This window comes from Arthrobacter sp. 2MCAF15 (assembly GCF_052115605.1).
Classification (GTDB): Bacteria; Actinomycetota; Actinomycetes; order Actinomycetales; family Micrococcaceae; genus Arthrobacter.
Window position 1 is genome coordinate 145643 of sequence record NZ_JBFRGZ010000014.1, and the last position, 22252, is coordinate 167894.

Here is a 22252-nt window from a genome sequence, read left to right on the forward strand (position 1 = left end):
GCCGGCTAGTACCGCCGGCGGTAGACCGGGTCCAGGGACTCTGGAGGCACGCCCAGCATCTCGGCCGTGTATTCCACCACGACGTCATGGACCAGGTCCTGGAGTTCGTCCCGGGTCCCGCACGCCTGCTCCACCACCCGGCGGTACAGCGTGATGACCGGTCCGTCCTCGGCCGTCGCTGCGGTGAAGGCGCCCATCGGCGCGGGCGCGCGGTCCGCCACGAGCTGTTCCAGGCCCGGAGGGATCTCGTCAACAGCGAAGCGGACCCCGTCCAGGGGTTTGCCCCAGATATCGTGAAGCCGCTGGGCCGAGTCCAGGACAAAGTCATCGAAACGGTCGGAACGGGTCCGGTAGCCCGGCAGCGTGGGGAGCATGAGCTCGCCGCGAAGCCCCCGGCCATGCCGGTTCCTGCGGCGCTGCCGGAAGTTCTTTCCCTGGACAGCGGTGGACGACCCCGTCAGGGGCGCCCCGGCGGGGCCGTAACCGGCGCCTGCACGGCCGGCGTCGGGGTCAGCCAACCGGACCGTAAATCCCGAATCGTGGTGCGATGACTGCATATCTTGACTCTAAACCCGCGCAATGATTTACGCGACAAGTGCCAGCCGGCGATCCGCCGCCACACCGCCGCGGAACAAACACCAGCGTTTCAATGCGGGGCCCCGCCCCGAGGGAGAGTAGTCTGTGATGTCGTGGGTGCAATTCGTCTTTGTTCGAGGTCTGCCTGCCGCAACTCTGCGGTGGCCACTTTGACGTACGTATACGCCGACTCCACCGCCGTCCTGGGCCCGCTCGCCACGTACGCAGAACCGCATTGCTACGACTTGTGCGAACAGCACGCCGACTCGCTCACCGTCCCTCGCGGCTGGGAAGTCATGCGGCTGGCCATGCCGGCCACACCGGCCGGTCCCGGCCCCGACGACCTCCTGGCCCTCGCCAACGCAGTCCGCGAGGCGGCCTCCCGTCCTGCCGCGGCCGAACCGGCGAAGGGGCAGCGCAGCCTGCACCCGGCCCTGGAAGCACCGGCCCCGGCCGAGGGCACCCGGCGCGGGCATCTGCGGGTCCTGCGCGAACCTTCGTAGCCGGCCAACTGGCGGTAGGGTGGAAACTGCAAAAAGCCGTCAGCCACCGGCGCCCTTTCGCGGCGCCCACCAGGAAGCGTTCACCATGCCCAAGCTCAGTCCCGAATTGTTGTCTGTCCTGCGATGCCCCGTCACCGGCTCCGCCCTGGTCCAGGACGGCGAGGAACTTGTCGCCGTCACGGCGGATGAATCCGGGAACAAGCTGCGGTACCGGATCGAGGACGGCATCCCGCTGCTGCTGCCGCCGGAGCTCCTGCCCGCCGCCGCGGCGGCCCCCGCCGACCAGCACGACGCCGGTCAGCACGACGCCGGTGAGCACGGCACGGCGCCGCGCCACGCGGCGGAATAACGCGCACCCACCAAAACCCGCCGGACACCCATCGCGGACGCCCCCGGCAGCGAATGACTGCTTAGCCCCAGAACCAGCAGGAATTACCCAGCTCCAGAGATGCCAAGCCACCGGCCACGACAAAGGATTCAGATGACTTTCGATTACAAGATTGCGGACATTTCCCTGGCCGAGGCGGGCCGCCACCAGATCCGCCTCGCCGAGCACGAGATGCCCGGACTCATGTCCCTGCGCGAGGAGTTCGGCGCCAGCCAGCCGCTCAAGGGTGCCCGCATCGCCGGCTCGCTGCACATGACGGTCCAGACCGCCGTGCTGATCGAGACCCTGACGGCGCTCGGCGCCGAGGTCCGCTGGGCCTCCTGCAACATCTTCTCCACCCAGGATGAGGCCGCGGCCGCCGTGGTGGTCGGCAACGGCACCGTCGAGAACCCGCAGGGTGTCCCCGTCTTCGCCTGGAAGGGCGAGACGCTGGAGGAATACTGGTGGACGGCCCAGCAGATCCTCACCTGGCCCGGCGCCGACGCCAACCCCGAGCTCGGTCCGAACATGATCCTGGACGACGGCGGCGACGCCACCATGCTGGTGCATAAGGGTGTCGAATTCGAGGCCGCCGGTGCCGTTCCCGCCGCCGCAGAGGACGAGTCCGAGGAAGGCCGGGTCTTCCTCGATGTGCTGCGCGCCTCGCTCCAGGCCGACCCGCAGAAGTGGACCCGCATCGGCGCGCTCCTGCTCGGCGTCACCGAGGAAACTACCACCGGCGTGCACCGCCTGTACCAGCTCGCGGAGCAGGGCAAGCTGCTGTTCCCGGCGATCAACGTCAACGACTCCGTCACCAAGAGCAAGTTCGACAACAAGTACGGCATCCGCCACTCCCTGCCCGACGGCATCAACCGCGCCACGGACGTCCTGATGGGCGGCAAGGTCGCCGTCGTCTGCGGTTACGGCGACGTCGGCAAGGGCGCCGCGGAGGCCTTCCGCGGCCAGGGATCGCGGGTGATCGTCACCGAAATCGACCCGATCTGCGCGCTCCAGGCGGCCATGGACGGCTACCAGGTGGCGAAGCTCGAATCCGTCCTCAGCGAGGGCCACATCTTCATCACAACCACCGGCAACAAGAACGTCATCATGGCCGAGCACATGGCCGGCATGCGTGACAAGGCGATCGTGGGCAACATCGGCCACTTCGACAACGAGATCGACATGGCCGGACTGGCCCGCGTCCCCGGCATCAAGAAGGTCGAGATCAAGCCGCAGGTCCACGAGTGGGTCTTCGACTCAGACCCCGACACGGGAAAGGGCAGTCGCTCCATCATCGTCCTCTCCGAGGGCCGACTGCTGAACCTCGGCAACGCCACCGGACACCCCTCGTTCGTCATGAGCAACTCCTTCGCCAACCAGACGATCGCCCAGATTGAACTGTTCACGAAGGCCGGCCAGCCGGAGGGCCAGCGCGAATACGAAAAGCAGGTCTACGTGCTGCCGAAGATCCTCGACGAAAAGGTGGCCCGGCTTCATCTGGGCGCCCTCGACGTGGAGCTGACCGAGTTGTCCAAGGAGCAGGCCGAGTACCTGGATGTCGAGGTGGCCGGGCCGTACAAGCCCGCCCACTACCGCTACTAGGAACCCTCCAAAGGGTCCCGGACGAAGGTCCGGGGCCCTTTTTTGTGACCGTTTTGTGGGCCCTTTTGTAACCGGATCGTGGTCGAATCCGCCCGGGGTTCCAAGGTAACTCGCATATGCTGGCAAGATGACGTGTGGAAACGCCCGGGTCCTGTGATGACCCTGAAGACCTGGAGTACCGGCCGCAAAATCGCCTTGCTGGGGGTGGTTTGCGCCCTGGCCGCCAGCGGCGGAGCCTTCGCCGCCGCGGCACCGGGGCTGGCCCAGTCCGCGATTTCCTCCGAGGCAGGATCCCCGGCCCGGACGACGCCGGGACTCGCCGTCCCCGTGGTTGCCCCCGCTGAACTCGCCGTCACACCCGCCGATGACGCCAAGCAGGTCAACCCGGCCGCGCCGGTGTCACTCAAGGTCACTAACGGCCGCATTGACCGTGTGGCGCTCACCAGCGCCGACGGCGGCACTGTCGACGGCACCCTCAGCGCGGACGGGTCGGCCTGGACTTCGTCCGCTGACCTCGCGTTCAACACCCGCTACAGCTACACCTACTCCGTGGTGGACGGCGCCGGGCGCCAGACCCACAGCACGCGGACGTTCACCACCGTCTCGACCGCCAACGAGGCCGACGCCGCCATCTACCCCCTGGACGGGATGAAGGTGGGCGTGGCCCAGCCCCTGCAGATCACCTTCAGCGAGCCGGTCCTGAACCGGAACGCCGTCGAGAAGGCCATCAAGATCACCTCCACGTCCGGCCAGAAGGGCGATTTCCACTGGTTCAGCAAGAACACGGTCCGGTACCGGCCTGAGGCTTTCTGGGCCGCGAACAGCACCATCACCATGGAAATGAAGATGTTTGGCGTCGAACTGGGGAACGGGCAGGTCGGCAACTTCAACAAGACCGTCACCGTCCACATCGGGGACAAGAAAGTAGCCGTGGCCGATGCCAAGGCGCATACGTTCTCGGTGAGCATCAATGACAAGCCGGTGGGGCAGTGGCCGGCGACGATGGGCGACACACGGTTCCCCTCGGCCCGGGGCTTCCTGGTGTTCATGGAGAAGCACCGCGTGGAGCACATGGATGCCTCCACGATCGGGCTCAAGCCGGGGGACCCTGCCTACTACGGCCAGCTTGACGTCAATTACGCCACGCGCCTGACGCCGAGCGGGGAGTTCATCCACCAGGCCACGGACACCGCAATGCCGTACCTGGGCAAGGCAAACCTCTCGCACGGCTGCATCGGCCTGGGCCCGGACGGGGCGCAGTGGGTCTTTGACAATATGACCACTGGCGACGTCGTCCAGGTAGTGAACACCGAGGGGGACTTCGCCAACTTCGACGACGGATTCGGGGATTGGAACATCCCTTGGGCCCAATACGCCAACTGACGGGGTGGCACCTCGCCGAGCCTAATCCTCTGACGGTAGGCTCGGAGCCAGATAAGTTGCGCAGCCGGGCGCAGGCCGGGCAGCACGAAAGCCTACGGAAGCGAAGCTCCACGTGACTGACAAAAGTCCTACCACTCCCGACCGTCCGGATCCGCACCTGGATCCGACGGACGACACCGACGAGCCGGCGTTCGACTGGATGAAGCCGGCCCCGGCCGCCAAGCCCGCACCCGATTCCTCGGCGAAGTCCGCCGCCAGCTCGTCCGCCGGGTCCGCCGCCGTTCCGGCGGCCCATGAGGAACATGGCGCGCCAGAGGCCGGCGCAACAGCAACCGGCACAACGGCAAGCAGCACAGCGGCAGCGGCGGGCACGACGGCGCCGGGCACTGCAGCGGCGGGAATGACGGCGGCGGGCACGGCGGCGCCGTCGGCCGTGTCCACGGCGGGCCAGCCGGAAAGCCGGGCCGACCGTAAGGCGGCCGAGGCGGCCGCCACTGGTCAGGACGCTGCCCGGCAGGATGCAGGCCAAGTTGATGCCGGTACCGCGCAGGACGATCTCGAGCGCCGCAATGCCGAGCGCCGCACTGCCGAACGCGAGCAGGCCGCCAGGACCAAGCCGGTCCTCCCGCGGGTGATGCAGGTGCTTCTGGCTGTGTTCTACCCGCTTATCCTGCTGGTGCTGGCCGTCCGCGCCGTGACCAGCCCCTTGTTCCTCTGGGTCGAATACAACCGTCCGGGCTTCCCCGGCGACGGCTACGGCTTCAGCACCGATGACCGCATGACCTACGGCTCCTACGCCGTTGATTACCTCAGCAACTGGTCGGGCCCGCGCTACCTCGGCGGCCTCGTGGACCAAAGCGGGGAGCGGCTGTTCAGGGACGGCGAGGTCAGCCACATGGCCGACGTCAAGGCCGTCATCCTCTCGACGTTCGGTGCCGGCACGCTGCTGATCCTGCTGGGCCTGGTTGCGGTGATCTACCTGAAGCGCAAACATACAGGCGGAGTCCGCCGCGGCCTGTTCGCCGGCTCGATCGTCACCCTCGCGGTGATCACCGGCCTCGGAACCCTCGCCATGCTCGGCTGGGAGCAGTTCTTCACCGATTTCCACCGGATTTTCTTCGCCAACGGGACCTGGACGTTTTCGCTCCAGGACACCCTGATCCGGCTGTTCCCGGGCCAGTTCTGGATGGACGCCGGGATCGTCATCGGCGCCCTCGTCCTGCTGGCTTCCCTGGTCACCCTCATCCTGACCTGGCCCACGCGCCGGCGCCGCGGCCTTGGCAAGAAGAAGGCATCGGACGCGTCCAAGGGCGCGGACACGGACCCGGACACGGACTCCGGCGTCACCGCCGGGGCTGCGCCGGCGGACGGCGCGGAAGGAATCGCCGGCAACTCAGGCAACACCGGCAACTCAGGCAACGAAGAAACGGGAACAGAGCGGACCCGGCACACCGTCTAAGGCGCCGGACGCCCGTGCGGGCTCAGCCGTAGATGCGGTTGATGTGCTCCTCGTAGTCCCGCACGACGGCGGCCCGCTTGAGTTTGAGGGAGGGCGTCAGGTGCCCTGATTCCACGGTGAAATCGGCGTCCAGGATGACGAAGCTGCGGATGGACTCTGCCTTGGAGACCGTGCGGTTTGCCTCGTCAACGGCGCCCTGGATCGAGGCCCGGACGCTTTCGTCGGCAGCGGCTTCGGCGGGGCCCATGACGGGCACTTTCCGGGCGGTGCACCAGTTCTGCAGGCCTTCGGGGTCCAGGTTGACCAGTGCCGAGACAAACGGCCGGCCGTCTCCAACGACTACGGCCTGTCCCACGAGCTGGTGCTCGCGGATTTTCTCCTCGAGCGGGCCCGGGGCGACGTTCTTTCCGCCGGCGGTGACCAGCAGGTCCTTCTTCCGGCCTGTGATGGTCAGGAAGCCGTCCTCGTCGAGGGAGCCGAGGTCGCCGGTCCGGAAGAACCCGTCCACGAACGCCTCAGCGTTGGCGGCCGCGTTGGCGTGGTAGCCCTTGAAGACGCCGATGCCCTTGACCAGGATCTCGCCGTCGTCGGCCACCCGCACTGTGGTTCCCGGTACCGGGATGCCCACGGTCCCCACCTTGGTCCGGGCCGGGGTGTTGGCCGTGCACGGCGCCGTGGTTTCGGTCAGGCCGTAGCCTTCCAGCACGGGAATGCCCGCGCCGCGGAAGAAATGGGCGTCATGGGAGCTCAGCGGGCTGGCACCGGAGACCGTAAACCGCAGCTGGCCGCCGAAGGCCTGGCGGAGCTTGGGGTAGAACAGCCGGTCGAACAGCGCGTGCCGGGCACGCAGGAGGAACCCGGGTCCGGCGCCGTCGCCCCGGGAAGCGGCGTCCAGGGCCTTGGAGTAGTCGATCGCGGCCCCCGCCGCAGCCGTGAAGATCCGCTCCTTGCCTGCGGCGGCCGCCTTTTGCGCCGCTCCGGCGTAAACCTTTTCGAAAATCCGGGGGACCACCAGCAGGAAGGTGGGCTTGAAGCTGGCCAGGTCTTCCAGGAGTTCCTTGGCGCTGGCGGTGTGGCCAACCGTGGTGCCGGAGCTCAGGCAGATCACCTGCACCGCCCGGGCCAGAACGTGGGCCAGGGGCAGGAACATCAGCGTCCGGGAGCGCGGCTGCATGAGGATCTCGGGCAGGAAGAGGATGATGTTCTTCGCGACCAGGGCAAAGTTGGCGTGTGTGATCTCGCAGCCCTTGGGCTTGCCGGTGGTGCCCGAGGTGTAGCCCAGGGACGCCACGTCGGCCAGGGACGCAGTGGTCCGGTGGCGTTCGAGCTCGGCGTCGGTGACCCCGGTTCCGGCGGCCGCCAGGCTCGCCAGGTTCGGTGCGTCGCCGTCGTGCTCCATCCGCACGACGGCGATAATCCGGTCGCCAAGGACAGTGGAGGCGTCCAGGACGTCCTGGACGAGGGCCGCCTTGGCATGGTCCTGGACGAACACCCGGCGGGCGCCCGAGTCGTGCAGGATCCACTCGACCTGGCCCGCGGAGGAGGTCTCATAGATCGGTACGGTGACCCCGCCGGCGAACCAGATGGCAAAATCGACCACCGTCCACTCGTACCGCGTGGCGGACATGACAGCGACGGTTTCGCCCGGGGCGAGTCCGCCGGCAATCAGGCCTTTGGCCAGTGCGGTGACCTGCTCCAGGAAGTGGTGGACAGAGACATCGGCCCAGCCGGCGGGGCCCTTGCGGGAGTAGAGGGCGTGCACGGGGTCCTTCGCGTGCTGCTCCAGGAGCAGGTCCGTCACGTTGCTCCCCGGATCCAGCTCCACGAGCAGTCCGGTGCTTGCTTCTCTCACAACCGAGTCTCCATTTCCTGGTCCGCCCGGAGTGCGGCGGACTTTCCCCTGCAATCCTGCCTTAGATCCAGGACGGCATCCACATCCGCATGCGCCAGTCCTGGTACGGGATCACCTCGGCAGTCCAGACCGGATAGAAGAACGCGGACAGCAGCACAGCCGCCACCACGAACAGCGCCACGAGGTAGAACCCGGACCGCCGGCGCCAGAGGGGGTCGGTCCGCTGGCCGAGCACCAGCCCCAGGCAATAGACGAGCCCCAGGATCAGGAACGGTTCAAAGGACACGGCGTAGAAGAAGAACATGGTGCGTTCCGGGTACATGAACCAGGGGAGGTAGCCGGAGGCCACCCCCGCCAGGATCGCGCCGGCGCGCCAGTCGCGGCGGCCGGCCCACCAGAACAGCAGGATGCCCAGGCTGACGGCCGCGCTCCACCAGATCAGCGGGTTGCCCACGGAGAGGATGGCGGTGGTGCAGTTGCTGAGATCGCAGCCGGGGCTGCCCTGCCCGGGGGATTCGTAGAAGAACGACGTCGGCCGGCCCATGACCAGCCAGCTCCAGGCGCTGGCCTCGTACGGGTGGTCGGAGTTCAGGCCCTGATGGAACTTGTAGGCCTCCAGGTGGTAGTGCGCGAGGGACCGGACGGCGTTCGGGAGCCAGCCCCACTCGGCCGAGGGGTTGGTCTCGGCCCAGTGCCTGAAGTACGCGTCCTTGGACCGGAACCAGCCGATCCACGTGGCGCCGTAGACCACGGCGGCCACCGGGACGATGCTCAGGAAGGCCGGGACGCCGTCCTTGAGGATGCCGGCGCTGATCCAGGCATGCACGCCGGCGATGCGCCGGGCGCTGAGGTCCCAGAACACGGTCAGCAGGCCGAACCCGGCCAGGAAGAACAGGGCGGACCATTTCGTGCCGACGGCCAGGCCCAGGCAGACGCCGGCCGTGAGCCGCCACCACCGGATGCCGAGCCACGGCCCGGAGGTGAGCTGGAGCGCCGAGGGATGCCCCGTGGCCGAGGCCGCGGCCTGCCGCCCGAGCCGGGCCGCCAGCCGCCGCCGGCCGTCGTCGCGGTCCATCAGCAGCGCGCCGAACGCGGCGAGGATCCAGAACATGAGGAAGATGTCCAGCAGCGAGGTCCGGGACATGACAAGGTGGTGGCCGTCCACGGCTAGCAGGACGCCGGCCACGGCGCCCAGGGTCAGGGAACGGAAGAGCTTCTGCGCGATCAGGGCCAGCAGGAAGATCGACAGCGTCCCCGTCAGTGCAGCGCCGAACCGCCAGCCGAAGGGATTGTCCGCCCCGAACAGCCACATGCCGAAGGCGATCATCCACTTGCCGACCGGCGGGTGCACCACATACTCCGGCGTGTTCAGCAGCACGCCGGGGTTGCCGGCAATGAAGGCGTCGTTCGCCCGGTCAGGCCAGCTGCGCTCGTACCCGCTGACCAGGAACGAGTACGCGTCTTTGACGTAGTAGGTTTCGTCAAAGACCAGGTTCCGCGGGGTGTCCAGCCGGACGAACCGCAGGACGCCGCCCAGCGCCGCCGTGAGGGCAGGAATGAGCCAGTACCAGAGCCGAAGCGACGCCGGGTAGTCCCGCCAGCTCTGGATGCTGCCGATCAGGCGTTCCTTGAGGGCATCCGGAGTGAAGGCCTCGGCGGGGCGGCCGATCCAGCGGTGTCCCTCCAGGTTGCGGCCGGTGCGGAAGCGGCCCCGGGCTTTGCCGGTTCTGCCGTTGGCGCTGTCCGAACCAGAGGTCTGCGATGCGGCGGGGCCAGTCTCGGGCTGCCGCGTGGGGGTCTGGGTCACGTTGCCCATGCTACCTTTCGCGGCTGTGCCCGCAGGGCTGCCGCCCCGGCGGCAGTAGGCTGGACGTGTGGACCACGAACCCAGCACCTCCCCCCTTCCTCCTCTCGATGACGATGCCCCCGCCGCCGTTCCCTCAGCTGGCGTTCCCGCCACTGATGTTCCTGTCACAGGCGGGCCCGGCAGGATCGTCCTCGCGGCGACGCCGATCGGGAACGCCGGCGATGCCTCGGCGCGGCTCGTGGAGTTGCTGACGACGGCGGACATCGTCGCCGCCGAGGACACCAGGAGGCTGCACCGCCTCGTGCAGAACCTCGGCATCACCGTGGCCGGCCGGATCATCAGCTATCACGAGCACAATGAGGCAGCCAAGACGGCGGACCTGCTGGAGCAGGTCCGTGCCGGCAAGACCCTGGTCATGGTGACGGACGCCGGAATGCCGTCCGTCTCGGACCCGGGGTTCCGGCTGGTTGAAGGTGCCGTGGCGGCCGGGCTCACCGTCACCGCGGCGCCGGGACCCTCCGCCGTGCTGACCGCCCTGGCACTGTCCGGCCTCCCGACTGACCGTTTTTGCTTCGAAGGGTTCCTGCCGCGCAAGGCAGGCGAACGCAACTCGCGGCTGGCAGACCTCGACGCCGAGCGGCGCACCATGGTCTTTTTCGAGGCCCCGCACCGGCTGGAGCCCATGCTGCGGGCCCTGCACGAAAGCTTCGGCGCCGACCGCCGGGCCGCCGTGTGCCGTGAACTCACCAAGACCTATGAAGAAGTCATCCGCGGTACCCTTCGCGATCTGCTCGAATGGGCGGAGTCCAACGAGGTCCGCGGAGAAATCGCCGTCGTGGTGGGCGGCGCTCCCGAACGCGAACCCGGCCGTCCGGAGGACCACGTGGCCGCCGTCAACGGGCTGATAGCCCAGGGCATCCGGCTGAAGGAGGCCGTCGCGGCGGTGGCCGACGACGCGAAAGTCAGCAAGCGCGAGCTCTATTCCGCGGTGCTCGCCGCACGCTGATCCGGAAGCAGATTTTCGGGCCCGTCGGACCTTGTGGGACGGCTTCGCCAGGGCACGCATTCCGTTAAGCGGGCCCGCGCCGATCAGTTGTGCAGCTGCACAGCATATGCTGGATCGGGTAGTGCGCCCATGCATAGACTTGCCAGTGAGCGCAGCAGTACCGTGGCAGTAATCCAGACGCCCGGGCCTGCCTGTGGGAACGTGCGCCTGCACCAAGAACTATTTCAACAAACTAGTGCCAACAAACTAGGCAAACCGAATTGCTGACGAGGGAGTCGTTGTGACTGTAACTGCCCAGCCCATTGTTTCCGCGGAGCGGGAGAGCGCCCTTCTGGCCTCGGTCCCGACGGGCCTGCTGATCAACGGCGAATGGCGTCCGGCCGCGTCCGGGAAGACCTTCGATGTGGAGGACCCCTCGACCGGGAAGGTGCTGCTGAGCATCGCCGACGCCGGTCCTGAGGACGGGGCGGCGGCGCTGGACGCGGCCGCCGCGGCGCAGGAGTCCTGGGCGAAGGTCCCGGCCCGGGAGCGCGGGGAGATCCTGCGCCGCGCCTTCGAACTCGTGACGGAGCGTGCGGAAGACTTCGCGCTGCTGATGACCCTGGAGATGGGCAAGCCGCTGGCCGAAGCCCGCGGCGAGGTCACCTACGGCGCGGAATTCCTGCGCTGGTTCTCCGAAGAGGCCGTCCGCGCGTTCGGCCGTTACTCGGTCTCCCCGGACGGCAAGTCCCGGCTGCTGGTGACCAAGAAGCCGGTGGGCCCGTGCCTGCTGATCACGCCGTGGAACTTCCCGCTCGCGATGGCCACCCGCAAGGTCGCCCCGGCGGTCGCGGCCGGCTGCACCATGGTGCTGAAGTCCGCGAACCTGACCCCGCTGACCTCCCAGCTGTTCGCCGCAGTGATGCTGGAGGCCGGGCTGCCCGCCGGCGTCCTGAACCTCATCCCGACCTCCACGGCCGGGGCCACAACGGGTCCGCTGGTCAAGGACTCCCGGCTCCGGAAGCTCTCCTTCACCGGTTCCACCGAGGTCGGCCGCCGGCTGCTCGCCGACGCGTCCGAGACGGTGCTGCGGACCTCGATGGAGCTCGGCGGGAACGCCCCGTTCGTCGTGTTCGAGGACGCCGACGTCGACGCCGCGGTCGCGGGGGCCATGCTGGCGAAGCTGCGGAACATGGGCGAGGCCTGCACCGCCGCGAACCGGTTCATCGTCCACGCGTCCGTCGCGGACGAGTTCGCGACGAAGTTCGCCGCGAAGATGGCGGTCATGACCACGGCCCGCGGCACCGAGCCCGAGTCCAAGGTCGGCCCGCTGATCGATGCCAAGAGCCGGGACAAGGTCCACGAGCTGGTCACCGACGCCGTGAACGCCGGCGCAGTCGCGATCACCGGCGGCTCCGCCGTCGAGGGCCCGGGCTACTTCTACCAGCCCACCATCCTCAAGGGCGTCACCGAGGGCACCCGGATCCTGTCCGAGGAAATCTTCGGCCCCGTCGCCCCGATCATCACCTTCGACACCGAGGACGAGGCCGTCCGGCTCGCCAACAACACCGAATACGGCCTGGTCGCGTACGTCTTCACCCGGGACCTGAACCGCGGCATCCGGATGGGCGAACGCCTCGAGACCGGCATGCTGGGCCTGAACGCCGGCGTCGTCTCCAACGCCGCCGCACCGTTCGGCGGGGTCAAGCAGTCCGGCCTGGGCCGTGAGGGCGGTCTGGAGGGCATCGAGGAATACCTCTACACCCAGTACATCGGCATCGCCGATCCCTACGCAGGCTAGGAACTCAACCTAGGCACAGCCTAGCCACGGCGCACCCGGCGGACGGAGTTGCGGATCTTCCCCCAGGATCCCGCGAGTCCCCGCCGGGTGCGTTGTGCTGTCCGGGACAGGACCCTGCCGGGCAGCGCGAGGGCCCGTCGCCAGCCGGACATCACCGACGGCGGCAGCCAGGCCGCGCGCAGCCGGACCAGGGGACCGGCGTTGGACCGCAGCGCGGCCTGCACCAGGGCAATCCTGGCCGCGGCGGAGTCGGCCGGGTCCGCGGTCCCTGCGTTGTCCGCCGGACCGGCGCCACCCGGGCGGCCGTACTGCTCACGTTCAAAGTCCTCGGTCAGTGCTGCCGCGGCGCGCTGCCCGGGTCCGTCCGTGACGCCGGGTTCACCCAGCGCCGCCGAGGCGCGCAACCGCGCCGAGAAATGCCGCGGCGTCTCGCTCGCTCCGGGCGCCACGCCGTAGTCCGTGGCGAGGTCCCGCAGTTCCGCCCAGGCCGGCAGGGCCGTGCCGGCGCCGGGATAGCCGCGGGCCGCCGTCATCAGCCTGCGCCGCCGCACGCCGCTGCGTACCAGCCGCGGGGAGGCCACGATCAGGGCCAGCAGCAGAGCCGCGCCAAGGCCGTAGAGCGCCTGTGCCGGGTGCGTGCCCGCAGCCGCCGGAGTTCCGGTGCCGGGCAGGGGAACCGCGCCGGGGGCCGGGACCGGTGACTGGGTGGAACCGTCCCCGGGAGTCAGGGCGTCGTTGCGTTCATTGGTGCTGGCCCCGCTGGGCGCTGCGGCCGCCGTGGCGTAGGCCGGAACGACGCCGCGGGACGGCGTAGGCTCAAACGCGACCCAGCCGACACCCTGGAAATAGAGTTCCGGCCAGGCGTGGGCATCGCGCGCATCGACTTCGAACTCCGGCAGGGGACCCTGGCCGGAGACCGCCACGGTGGCTCCGGTGGGGCGCCCCGGTGCGTAGCCCACGGCGATCCGGCTCGGAATGCCTTCCAGCCGGGCCATCACGGCCATGGCGGAGGCGAAATGAATGCAGTAGCCGCTCTTCTGGGTCAGGAAGTCCGCCAGCACCGACAGGCCGTTGCCGTCGTAGCCGCCCTGCACGGGGGCTTGCAGGGAATAGCTGAACTCGGTGGAGCGCAGGTACCGCTGGATGGCCATGGCCCGCGCATACGGTGTCGCGGCTCCGGCGGTCACGGTCTGGGCCGTGCTCCGCACAACCTCCGGAACGTTCGATGGCTGCCGGAGGAACTGCTCGGGAACTCCGCGCACCGGCTCGGAGGCCCGCGCCAGCAGCGCGGCCGTGAGCTGGGGCGTGACGGACGTGACCACATACTGCTGGTCGCGGGAGTTGGTGTCGATTCCCTTGATGCTCAGCGTGGCCGGATCCCAGCTCCAGCGCCCCGTGAGGCCGTTGACTGATTCCGGTGCATACGGCGAGGGCAGGTAGGGGCTTGTGTACTGGCCGGTGTTGACGGCGGTGATGACGCGGAACTCCGTCGCGGCGGTATCGAGACCGGATTCGATCCTGCCCGTGCCCGGCTGCCGGGTCGATTCCCGGTCATCCGGTGACCAGGAATCGCCCTCGAAGCTGTCCACCGTCACAGAGCGCAGGTACGGCGTCGTCGGCGCGTTCGTCGCGAAGGTGATCCTGCCGTCCCCGGACGGGCTGCGCAGGCTGTTGCCCAGGCTGATCATCGGATTCAGGCCGGTGGCGCCGCCGAACGGGTTCAGCCGCGAGCCCTGGGGGAACGTGCCCTGCTCGAAACCCGGGATGACCGGCTGCAGCAGCAGCGTCAGGGTCAGCGCCGCGGCGGCCGTGACCGCGCCGCGCCGGAGCTGCCCGGGGTTCCGGGCGGTGTCGGCCAGGGTGCGGGCATCCGGTGTGAACCAATGGCTGCACCCCAGGATCAACAGATACCCGACGGCGGCGCCAAGGAACCCCAGCGCCCCCACGCTCTGCGGCTTGACGATGGCCGGCACCACGAGGATCGCCAGGATCCCCAGCCCGCTCGTGGCCGGCAGCGCCAGCGGGAACGCGAGGGCATCGATGAGGATCACCAGCAGCCCGAGGACCGCGCAGATCAGCATCACGATGCCGGCGTTCGGGGCCACCGGGGTGCTCTCGGCCAGGACGGTTTCGCTGGCGCGCCTGAGGAATTTGCCCAGGTACGTCATGGTCTCCGGGGACGGGATGAACCCGGCGATGCTGTGCTGCCGGAAGAAAATGAAGGTCAGGGACACTACGAGTGCCACCAGGCCGCCGGCAGCCACGAGCCAGGTCCGGGTCCGCAAGGACCGGAGCGTCGCCATGGAGAATGCCACGGCGAGGACGGTACTGAACACCGGGGAGTACCAGGCCCACCCGCGCAGGACGCCGTTGAATCCGAGGGCGGCGCCGGCGACGGCCACCGCGACGACGGTCCCCATCACCCAGGGCTGGGCGCCGGGTCCTTCCCGCCGGGAGCCTGCGCCGGGGGACAGGACTGTCGTTTCGTCCGTGCCGGCCTCACCGGTGCGGGATGCGGAGCTGCGCTGCGGTGTGAGCGTCATCGCCGGCCTCCCACGCCTCGGCGGACGTCCGCTGCGGCGGACATCGTCGGATCGGCCTCGTCGAACGCTGTCCACGCTGCGGGCAGCGGGCTCCGGTCAGAAACCGCCACGGCCCGCCATCCGCCCAGCCTCAGTGCCTCCAGCACCTCTGGCATCGCGCCGTAACCATGCGCCTGGTCCGTGACCAGCAGCGCGAATGCGTTCGCGCCGAACCCGGCCGCCGGGGACAGAGCCTGGGCCTCGGCCAGGGACAGGGTGCCCAGGATCGCCAGGACCGGTCCCCGCAGCCGGTGCGCGGAGAGCTTGTCCATCAGGGCGTCGTCGAAATCCCTCGGCGCGTTCCCGGCGGCCGCGGTGTTCCTTGCGCCCCCGGCGGTTTCGTGCGCGCTGGACACGGCAGGCGGTCCCGAGCTCTCCTGCGGGCTTGGCAGCCGGCGGGAATCCGGGGTGCGGGTGCGGTGCGGGTGGCCGTGGTGCGGGCCGGAGAGCTCGATGGCGGCCAGGCTTTCCGCGATGGACTGAAGCCCGGCCGTGCCGGTGTATTCCTCGGCCTCCGGGTCGGGAGCGGACGGCGAATTGCGGAAGGCGGGGGCGCCCGCGCTGTCCAGGAACCGCAGCGTGTAGTTGCGTTCGGCGAGGTGCGCCGCGATCGACATCGCCGCCGTGACGGCCCATTCGAAGGCGTCGCAGCTCAGCAGGTCGTGGCCGTCGCCTTCGCCGTTGCCCGAATGCCCGGAGGAATGGCCGGCACGGCCAAATACGCCGTGCGGATACGCCGAGAGCCGCTGATCCAGGATGATGGTCGCCTCGGGGGTCGTGACGGATTCCTCCTGCCGCACCATGAGGGACCCGTGGCGGGCAGTCGCGGCCCAGTGCACGCGGCGCATCGGATCGCCATGGCGGTATTCGCGGGTCATGACGTCGTCGTCGCTGGGATTCGCCCGGGCGCGCGTGGCTGTCACACCGTCGTGTCCGCGGGCGCCGGCCAGCCCTGTCTCGGGGAGCTGGACGGCGGCGGGGGTCACGGTCAGGAGGTCGCCGTCGTCGATCGCGTGGCGGTGGAAGGACAGCCCGAAGGGGTCGCTGAACTCCGCCGTGACGGGCCCGATCAGGAACTGGCCACGATTGGCCGAGCGGAGATGGTACTCATAGCGGCTGGCGCCGCCGGTGGCCCTGCGGGCCGGGAAACGGAAGACGGGGGATTCGCCGAACCGGGCCGGCAGGTGCTCCTCCATGACGGCGTGGCCGGTTCCCGGCCCGGTCCGCGCAACGGCCAGCCGGACCGTGGTGCGGGCGGACGTTTCGACCGGCGCCGGGCTGAATTCGCGGTAGACCCGGAACCTGGGCTTCAGGACCCGGCTTCCGGCCAGGGCCAGCAGGGGCAGGACCAGCAGCAGGACGGCCAGCGCGAGCAGGTCCCGGCGGCCCATGATCTGGGCGGCCAGCAGGGACAGCGCCCCCGCGCCGAGCAGGCCCCAGCCGCGGGTGCTGAAGATGTGTCCGGGGAACCGATCCCTCAACGCCACGCCGGGACCGCCTCCTAGCGCGGATTCGGCAGTTTGGGCGACGGCGCGGCAGCCATGGCCTTGTTCCGGCCAGGGCGGCCGGTTCCGTTGTTCGAGGCCGACACTTCCGGGGTGACGGGAATCTTGGCGATGATGGCCCGGATGACGCTTTGCGGCGTCTCGCCCGCGCTGGCCGCCTTGCGGTCGAGGATGATCCGGTGGGCCAGCACAGCCTCGGCGACGCTGACGACGTCGTCCGGCAGCACGAAGTCCCGGCCCTCCAGCGCGGCGGTCGCCTTCGCCGCCCGCAGGAGCTGCAGCATGGACCGCGGGCTGGCGCCGAGCCGGAGAAGCCCGCTTTCACGCGTTGCCCGGCCCAGGGCCACCGTGTACTCCTTGATGGACCGGGACACGTAGACCTGCTGCACCGAGGCAATCATCGCAGCCACCTCCGCCGCCGTGACAACAGCCGTGACGCGGGCCAGCGGAGATGACGCCTGGTGGGTTTCGAGCATCTCCATCTCGGACTCCCGGTCCGGGTAGCCCATGGAAATCCGGGCCATGAAGCGGTCCCTCTGGGCTTCCGGGAGCGGGTAGGTGCCCTCCATCTCAATGGGGTTCTGCGTCGCAACCACCATGAACGGCTCATCCAGCCGGTAGGACGTGCCGTCCACCGTGACCTGGTGCTCCTCCATGCACTCCAGCAGGGCCGATTGGGTCTTGGCCGAGGCGCGGTTGATTTCGTCGCCGATGACGATATTGGCGAACACCGCGCCGTGCCGGAACTCGAAGGTCCGGGTGGCCTGGTTGTAGACGGACACGCCGGTGACATCGGACGGGAGCAGGTCCGGGGTGAACTGGATCCGGCTGACGGTGCAGTCGATGGTCCGGGCCAGTGTCTTGGCCAGCAGCGTCTTGCCCACCCCCGGGACGTCCTCCAGGAGCAAATGGCCCTGGGCCAGGAGCACCGTGAGCGCCAGTTTCGCCGCTTCTGCCTTGCCGTCGATGACCGTATTGATGGCCGTCAGGATCCGGGTGCTGGCCGAGTGGAAGGCGTCCGCGTCCAATGCCGGGGCTGGGGACCGGTGTCCGCCTGCGTCGGGGTCAAGGGCTGATCGGCTCGGGAAGCTCTGTCCTTCGGGGAGGACGTCATCTACGGAAGTGCGCTGGTAATCCATCGGCAGCCTTTCAGGCCTTGTGGGTCCCGGAACGGACCGCCAGCGGCCGCCGGGCCCCGCAGTGGCGTTCGCCTGTTTCCTTACGGGGAAATAACAGAGTATTAACAGACTACTAACACAACTGCCGGCCCTGACAGAGAGTTCCAAGGAATTCTGGGCGCCGGATAGGGTGGAAGAATGCTCAATCCCCTCACTCCCGTCCCATTCCGGGTGCCTGGAACCGACGGTACCGGACGCGGCGGGTATCCGCCCGCACCCGCGCCGCTTCCCGTGCCGGTCATGGACAACCACACACATTTGGACTTTCCCGAGGCGGAGCTCCTGGTGGGAGTCAAGGATGCCCTCGACGCCGCCGAGGCAGTGGGTGTCCAGGGTGCGGTGCAGGTGGGCTGCGACCTCGAATCGTCCCGGTTCACGGTCCAGGCCGTTGAGCTCGATTCACGGCTCCTGGGCGCCGTGGCCCTCCACCCCAACGATGCCCCCGACTACGCCCGGGGCGGGACCCTGGAAGAAGCCCTGGCCGAGATCGAGGCCCTGGCCGCCCACCCGAGGATCCGGGCCATCGGCGAGACGGGCCTGGACTTCTTCCGCACCGAGGGGGAGGGCCTGGTCCACCAGCGCTACTCGTTCCGCCGCCACATCGACATCGCCAAACGCCTCGGCCTGACGCTGCAAATCCACGACCGCGACGCACACGACGACGTCGTCCAGGTGCTGCGCGAAGAAGGGGCCCCGGAGCGCGTGGTCTTCCATTGCTTTTCCGGCGACGAGGCCCTCGCCAGGACCTGCAACGCGGAAGGATGGTACATGTCCTTTGCCGGCACCGTGACCTTCAAGAACGCGGCGAACCTGCGCGCGGCGCTCGCCATTGCGGAGCCGGACCGGATCCTGGTCGAGACCGACGCGCCCTTCCTCACCCCGCACCCGCATCGCGGCCGCCCGAACGCCAGCTACATGGTTCCGTACACCGTCCGGGCCATGGCCGATGTGACTGGATCGGAGCTGTCCGGGCTGTGTGCGCAGATCGCCGAAAATACCGTGCAGGCATACGGATCCTGGGACTGAACCGGCCTCCTCCGGCCCTCCGCAGTGGATACCGGGTATGCACAATTACTTGGCCCCTTTATAACGCTTCGGTTACAGTGGTCAACTATTAGCCGGGGTCGGGGAAGGCCTACGGAGAATTTCACTCAAGCAGGGCGTGCATCGTGGCAAACAAACCACATGTGCGCTCTCGTTTTGGGTGAGGCAGTGCATGCATGTTTCGTGACGATCCGGACTCTGTTCGGAGCCGCCTTTGGCGCGCTCACGGAGGGTGGTCACGTGTACTTATCCCCGTGCCCGGAAGGTCCAAGAGATTCGGGCAATCGTGGTCAAGTTCTTCACATCGGACGGCAAGATCAGCTTCGTCAAGGTTGGCACGCAGCTCGTAGTGCTGGTGGCACTGGTGCTGGGCCTCGTGGCCTTCGTCGGCAACAACAAGACGATCACACTCAACGTGGACGGCAAAGTCAGCTCCGTCCAGACCTTCGGCGGAACTGTCGGACAGGTCGTCAAGGGTGCCAAGGTTGAACTCCAGCCATCTGACAGGGTGTCGCCTTCGGTGGACTCCCATGTGCAGGACGGATCAGTCATCAACGTCAACCTCGCCAAGGCCGTCAAGGTCAGCCTGGACGGCGCCGAACGGACCATCTCCACCACCTCGCCCACAGTCGAAGGGCTCGTGACCGAACTCGGCGTCGCCAGCGCCTCGCAGGTCTCCGTGCCGAAGGACGCCCAGCTCGCCGTCTCCGGCTCGTTCGTGTCCATCTCGACGCCGAAGACCGTGAGCATCGTCGCGGACGGCAAGGCAGCCGCGACCACCACCACGGAGGCCACCGTGGCCAAGGTGCTCGAGGACGCCGGCATTGCGCTCGGAGCCAGCGACCGCCTCTCCCAGCCCGGGAACGCGCCGGTCGTCAACGACATGGTGATCAAGGTTTCCCGCGTCGACGTCAGCAAGACGGCCAACACCACCGAACCGGTCGCCTTTGAAACACTCACCACCGAGAACGCGGACATGTTCAAGGGTGAGAAGAAGGTCACCCAGGCCGGCGTCGCCGGCACCACGGCCAAGAGCTTCAAGCTGGTCCTCGTGGACGGCCGCGAAGCCTCCCGGACCCTGGTGTCCGAGACCGTCAGCGCCCAGCCGGTCACCGAAAAGGTGACTGTGGGCACCAAGGAAAAGCCCCAGGCCGCCGCCAACACCGGCGCCTCCGCCCCCGCCATGATGAACCAGGGCATGTGGGACAAGATCGCCCAGTGCGAGTCCGGCGGCAACTGGTCCATCAACACCGGCAACGGCTACTACGGCGGCCTGCAGTTCGACGTCCGGACCTGGCTCGGCTCCGGCGGCGGCGCGTACGCCCCCAACGCCGCTGCGGCCACCAAGGCCCAGCAGATCGACATCGCCAACCGCGTCTACGCACAGCGCGGCCTGGGTCCCTGGGGTTGCGGCTGGGCCGCCTCCAGCTAGCACACCAGCCAGTAAAGCCAGGCCGGCGCCTGACCATCAGCTACTGACCGCCGGCCACTGACCGCCCGAGTTCCGCCGCTTCTGACCACAGCCAGGGGACCGCACAGGCCGGGTCCGGATTCCTTCCGGGCCCGGCCTGCGGCGTACCGGGGCCGGGATAGGATACCTAGGTGACTGAACCGAGCCCCTCCGCCCCCGAAAGCCTGCCCGGAGCGGCGCCCGCACCGCTGATGGGTGCCTCCGATATCCGCCGGCTGGCAGAGGAAATCGGCGTGCGGCCCACGAAGACCCTCGGCCAGAACTTCGTCATCGACGGCAATACCATCCGGCGCATCGTGAACGCCGCCGACATCCGGGCCGATGAGACCGTCCTGGAGATAGGTCCCGGGCTCGGGTCGCTGACCCTTGGCCTGCTGGACGCCGCCCGGACCGTGGTCGCCGTCGAAATCGATCCCGTCCTTGCCGGACGCCTGCCGGCCACGGTCGCGGCGTGGCGGCCGGACGCCGTCGGGAATTTCCATCTCGTCCTGGCCGACGCCATGAAGGTCACGGAGCTGCCCGCCGAGCCGACAGCGCTCGTGGCGAATCTTCCCTACAACGTTGCCGTCCCCGTGGTGCTGCACCTCCTGCAGCACTTTCCGAGCCTGCAGCACGGCCTGGTCATGGTCCAGGACGAAGTCGCCGACCGGCTGGCCGCCGGGCCCGGTTCCAAGACCTACGGCGTGCCTTCGGTCAAGGCAGCCTGGTACAGCAGCATGCGCAAGGCCGGCGTGATCGGCATGAACGTCTTCTGGCCCGCGCCCAAGATCCATTCCGGACTCGTCGCTTTCACGCGCCGGGAGCCCCCTGTTACCACCGCGACCAGGGAACAGGTCTTCGCCGTCATTGACGCCGCCTTCGCGCAGCGCCGCAAGACCCTCCGGGCGGCGCTGGCCGGCTGGGCAGGCAGCGCCGCCGAGGCCGAACGCTGCCTGCGGGCCGCCGGCGTCGACCCCACATTCCGCGGCGAAGTGATCGACATTGCGTCGTTCGCCAGAATCGCCGAGGCCCACGAACAGCCGGCCTCCTGAGCCCCCGGTGGGCTCTCTGTGGGCTGTTTGCGAGCCCGGCGGGCGGCGTTACGTGCTTGGAGCCCGGGCCGCGATGCCATAGCGTGGAGCCATGAACGCAGTGAGAGGGCGCTTTGCCGCGAGGACTGTCCGGGTCAAGGCTCCAGGCAAGGTCAATGTCTCACTGGACGTAGGGCCGCTGCGGCCCGATGGCTATCACTCGGTGGCCAGCGTCTACTTGGCTGTTTCACTTTACGAAGAAGTTGCCGCCACCAGCACCGACACGGGTGAGATCACGGTCAGCATCAGCGATGCGAGCACCGTGGACCTTGACGGCGTGGACATCCCACTCGATCACCGCAACCTTGCCTACAAGGCGGCAGCGATCATGGCCGACGTGTCGGAGCACTCCACCGGTGTCCACCTGGAGATCACCAAGCGGGTGCCGGTGGCCGGCGGCATGGGCGGCGGGTCGGCTGACGCCGCCGCCACCCTGCTGGCCTGCGACGCATTGTGGAACAGCGGGCTGTCCCGCGATGAGCTGGCCCACCTGGCCGCCGAACTCGGCGCGGACGTTCCCTTCGCACTGCTCGGCGGCACCGCCGTCGGCCTCGGCCTCGGTGACGAACTGTCGCCGGCCCTGGTCAAGGCCCAGACGGACTGGGTCCTGGTCACCGCCGACTTCGGCCTGCCCACCCCGGAGGTCTACCGGACCCTGGACCGCCTGCGCGCAGCCGAAGGGGTGGCGGTTGACGAACCCGACGCGGTGGATCCCGGCGTGCTCACGGCCCTGCGCGCCGGCGATGCCGACGCCCTCAGCCGGGTCCTGGTCAACGACCTGCAACGGGCCTCGATCGAACTGGCCCCGGGCCTGCGCGAGACCCTCGGGCGCGGCGAGGCCTGCGGGGCGATCGCGGGAATTGTCTCCGGTTCCGGACCCACCGTCGCCTTCCTGGCGCACAGCCCCGCCGCTGCCGCCGGACTCGCCGAAGAGCTCCGCCACCGCAGCTTCGACGCCCTGGCGGTGCACGGCCCGGTGCACGGGGCCCGCATCATCTCCGATACGCTCCTTTAGGAGCTTTTGGCGCACCGCACCTCCTGACTTAACAGCAACACCTTCACCGATA

General features: G+C 68.7%; 17 protein-coding genes. 11 read left to right on the forward strand and 6 right to left on the reverse strand.

The window, feature by feature from the left end:
* Positions 1–5: 5 nt before the first annotated feature.
* On the reverse strand, positions 6–557 hold the full coding sequence (locus AB4089_RS16295) for a metallopeptidase family protein (protein ID WP_441410314.1): 552 nt from the start codon (positions 555–557) through the stop codon (positions 6–8).
* Between the two features lie 132 nt (positions 558–689).
* Here AB4089_RS16295 and AB4089_RS16300 point away from each other — a divergent pair, with 132 nt between their 5' ends.
* The 5 genes from AB4089_RS16300 to AB4089_RS16320 all read left to right on the forward strand — a co-directional run bounded on the left by AB4089_RS16300 (position 690) and on the right by AB4089_RS16320 (position 5890).
* Complete coding sequence (locus tag AB4089_RS16300) at positions 690–1079, forward strand: DUF3499 domain-containing protein (RefSeq protein ID WP_441410315.1); 390 nt, start codon at positions 690–692, stop codon at positions 1077–1079.
* An 85-nt stretch (positions 1080–1164) separates the two neighbouring features.
* Positions 1165–1428 (forward strand): Trm112 family protein, encoded by a 264-nt coding sequence (locus AB4089_RS16305; RefSeq protein ID WP_441410316.1) that lies wholly within the window; start codon positions 1165–1167, stop codon positions 1426–1428.
* A gap of 132 nt (positions 1429–1560) precedes the next feature.
* Positions 1561–3048: an adenosylhomocysteinase gene (gene ahcY / locus AB4089_RS16310; RefSeq protein ID WP_441410317.1), complete on the forward strand. Its 1488-nt coding sequence runs from the start codon at positions 1561–1563 to the stop codon at positions 3046–3048.
* Positions 3049–3204: 156 nt separating this feature from the next.
* Positions 3205–4431, forward strand: coding sequence for a L,D-transpeptidase (locus AB4089_RS16315; protein WP_441410318.1), 1227 nt, complete (start codon positions 3205–3207; stop codon positions 4429–4431).
* A gap of 112 nt (positions 4432–4543) precedes the next feature.
* Complete coding sequence (locus AB4089_RS16320) at positions 4544–5890, forward strand: TIGR01906 family membrane protein (RefSeq protein ID WP_441410319.1); 1347 nt, start codon at positions 4544–4546, stop codon at positions 5888–5890.
* A 22-nt stretch (positions 5891–5912) separates the two neighbouring features.
* On the opposite strand, the gene AB4089_RS16325 is transcribed toward AB4089_RS16320, so the two are convergent.
* Positions 5913–7742, reverse strand: coding sequence for an AMP-dependent synthetase/ligase (locus AB4089_RS16325; RefSeq protein WP_441410320.1), 1830 nt, complete (start codon positions 7740–7742; stop codon positions 5913–5915).
* A gap of 61 nt (positions 7743–7803) precedes the next feature.
* On the reverse strand, positions 7804–9558 hold the full coding sequence (locus AB4089_RS16330) for a dolichyl-phosphate-mannose--protein mannosyltransferase (protein WP_441410321.1): 1755 nt from the start codon (positions 9556–9558) through the stop codon (positions 7804–7806).
* A gap of 58 nt (positions 9559–9616) precedes the next feature.
* Between AB4089_RS16330 and rsmI the strand changes: the two genes are divergently transcribed.
* Together rsmI and AB4089_RS16340 are read left to right on the forward strand one after the other, a co-directional pair.
* On the forward strand, positions 9617–10555 hold the full coding sequence (gene rsmI / locus AB4089_RS16335) for a 16S rRNA (cytidine(1402)-2'-O)-methyltransferase (protein ID WP_441410322.1): 939 nt from the start codon (positions 9617–9619) through the stop codon (positions 10553–10555).
* A 280-nt stretch (positions 10556–10835) separates the two neighbouring features.
* Complete coding sequence (locus tag AB4089_RS16340) at positions 10836–12335, forward strand: NAD-dependent succinate-semialdehyde dehydrogenase (RefSeq protein ID WP_441410323.1); 1500 nt, start codon at positions 10836–10838, stop codon at positions 12333–12335.
* A 20-nt stretch (positions 12336–12355) separates the two neighbouring features.
* Here AB4089_RS16340 and AB4089_RS16345 read toward each other — a convergent pair whose 3' ends face one another.
* Genes AB4089_RS16345 through AB4089_RS16355 form a run of 3 tightly spaced genes read right to left on the reverse strand, consistent with a single transcriptional unit; the run spans position 12356 to position 17561 of the window.
* Positions 12356–14878: a transglutaminaseTgpA domain-containing protein gene (locus AB4089_RS16345; protein WP_441410324.1), complete on the reverse strand. Its 2523-nt coding sequence runs from the start codon at positions 14876–14878 to the stop codon at positions 12356–12358.
* Entirely contained in the window at positions 14875–16404 is a 1530-nt protein-coding gene (locus tag AB4089_RS16350) for a DUF58 domain-containing protein (protein ID WP_441410325.1), read from the reverse strand. The genes AB4089_RS16345 and AB4089_RS16350 overlap by 4 nt, the downstream gene beginning before the upstream one ends.
* 14 nt (positions 16405–16418) lie before the next feature.
* Complete coding sequence (locus AB4089_RS16355) at positions 16419–17561, reverse strand: AAA family ATPase (RefSeq protein ID WP_441410326.1); 1143 nt, start codon at positions 17559–17561, stop codon at positions 16419–16421.
* A gap of 177 nt (positions 17562–17738) precedes the next feature.
* Between AB4089_RS16355 and AB4089_RS16360 the strand changes: the two genes are divergently transcribed.
* The 4 genes from AB4089_RS16360 (at position 17739) to AB4089_RS16375 (ending at position 22200) form a co-directional block, all read left to right on the forward strand.
* A complete protein-coding gene (locus AB4089_RS16360) occupies positions 17739–18626 on the forward strand; it encodes a TatD family hydrolase (RefSeq protein ID WP_441410327.1) in 888 nt (295 codons plus the stop codon).
* A 304-nt stretch (positions 18627–18930) separates the two neighbouring features.
* Complete coding sequence (locus AB4089_RS16365) at positions 18931–20076, forward strand: transglycosylase family protein (RefSeq protein WP_441410328.1); 1146 nt, start codon at positions 18931–18933, stop codon at positions 20074–20076.
* Positions 20077–20246: 170 nt separating this feature from the next.
* The gene (rsmA, locus tag AB4089_RS16370) at positions 20247–21146 is read left to right on the forward strand and encodes a 16S rRNA (adenine(1518)-N(6)/adenine(1519)-N(6))-dimethyltransferase RsmA (protein WP_441410329.1); all 900 of its coding nucleotides are present in this window, start codon (positions 20247–20249) and stop codon (positions 21144–21146) included.
* 91 nt (positions 21147–21237) lie between these two features.
* Positions 21238–22200 (forward strand): 4-(cytidine 5'-diphospho)-2-C-methyl-D-erythritol kinase, encoded by a 963-nt coding sequence (locus tag AB4089_RS16375; RefSeq protein WP_441410330.1) that lies wholly within the window; start codon positions 21238–21240, stop codon positions 22198–22200.
* Positions 22201–22252 lie beyond the last annotated feature (52 nt).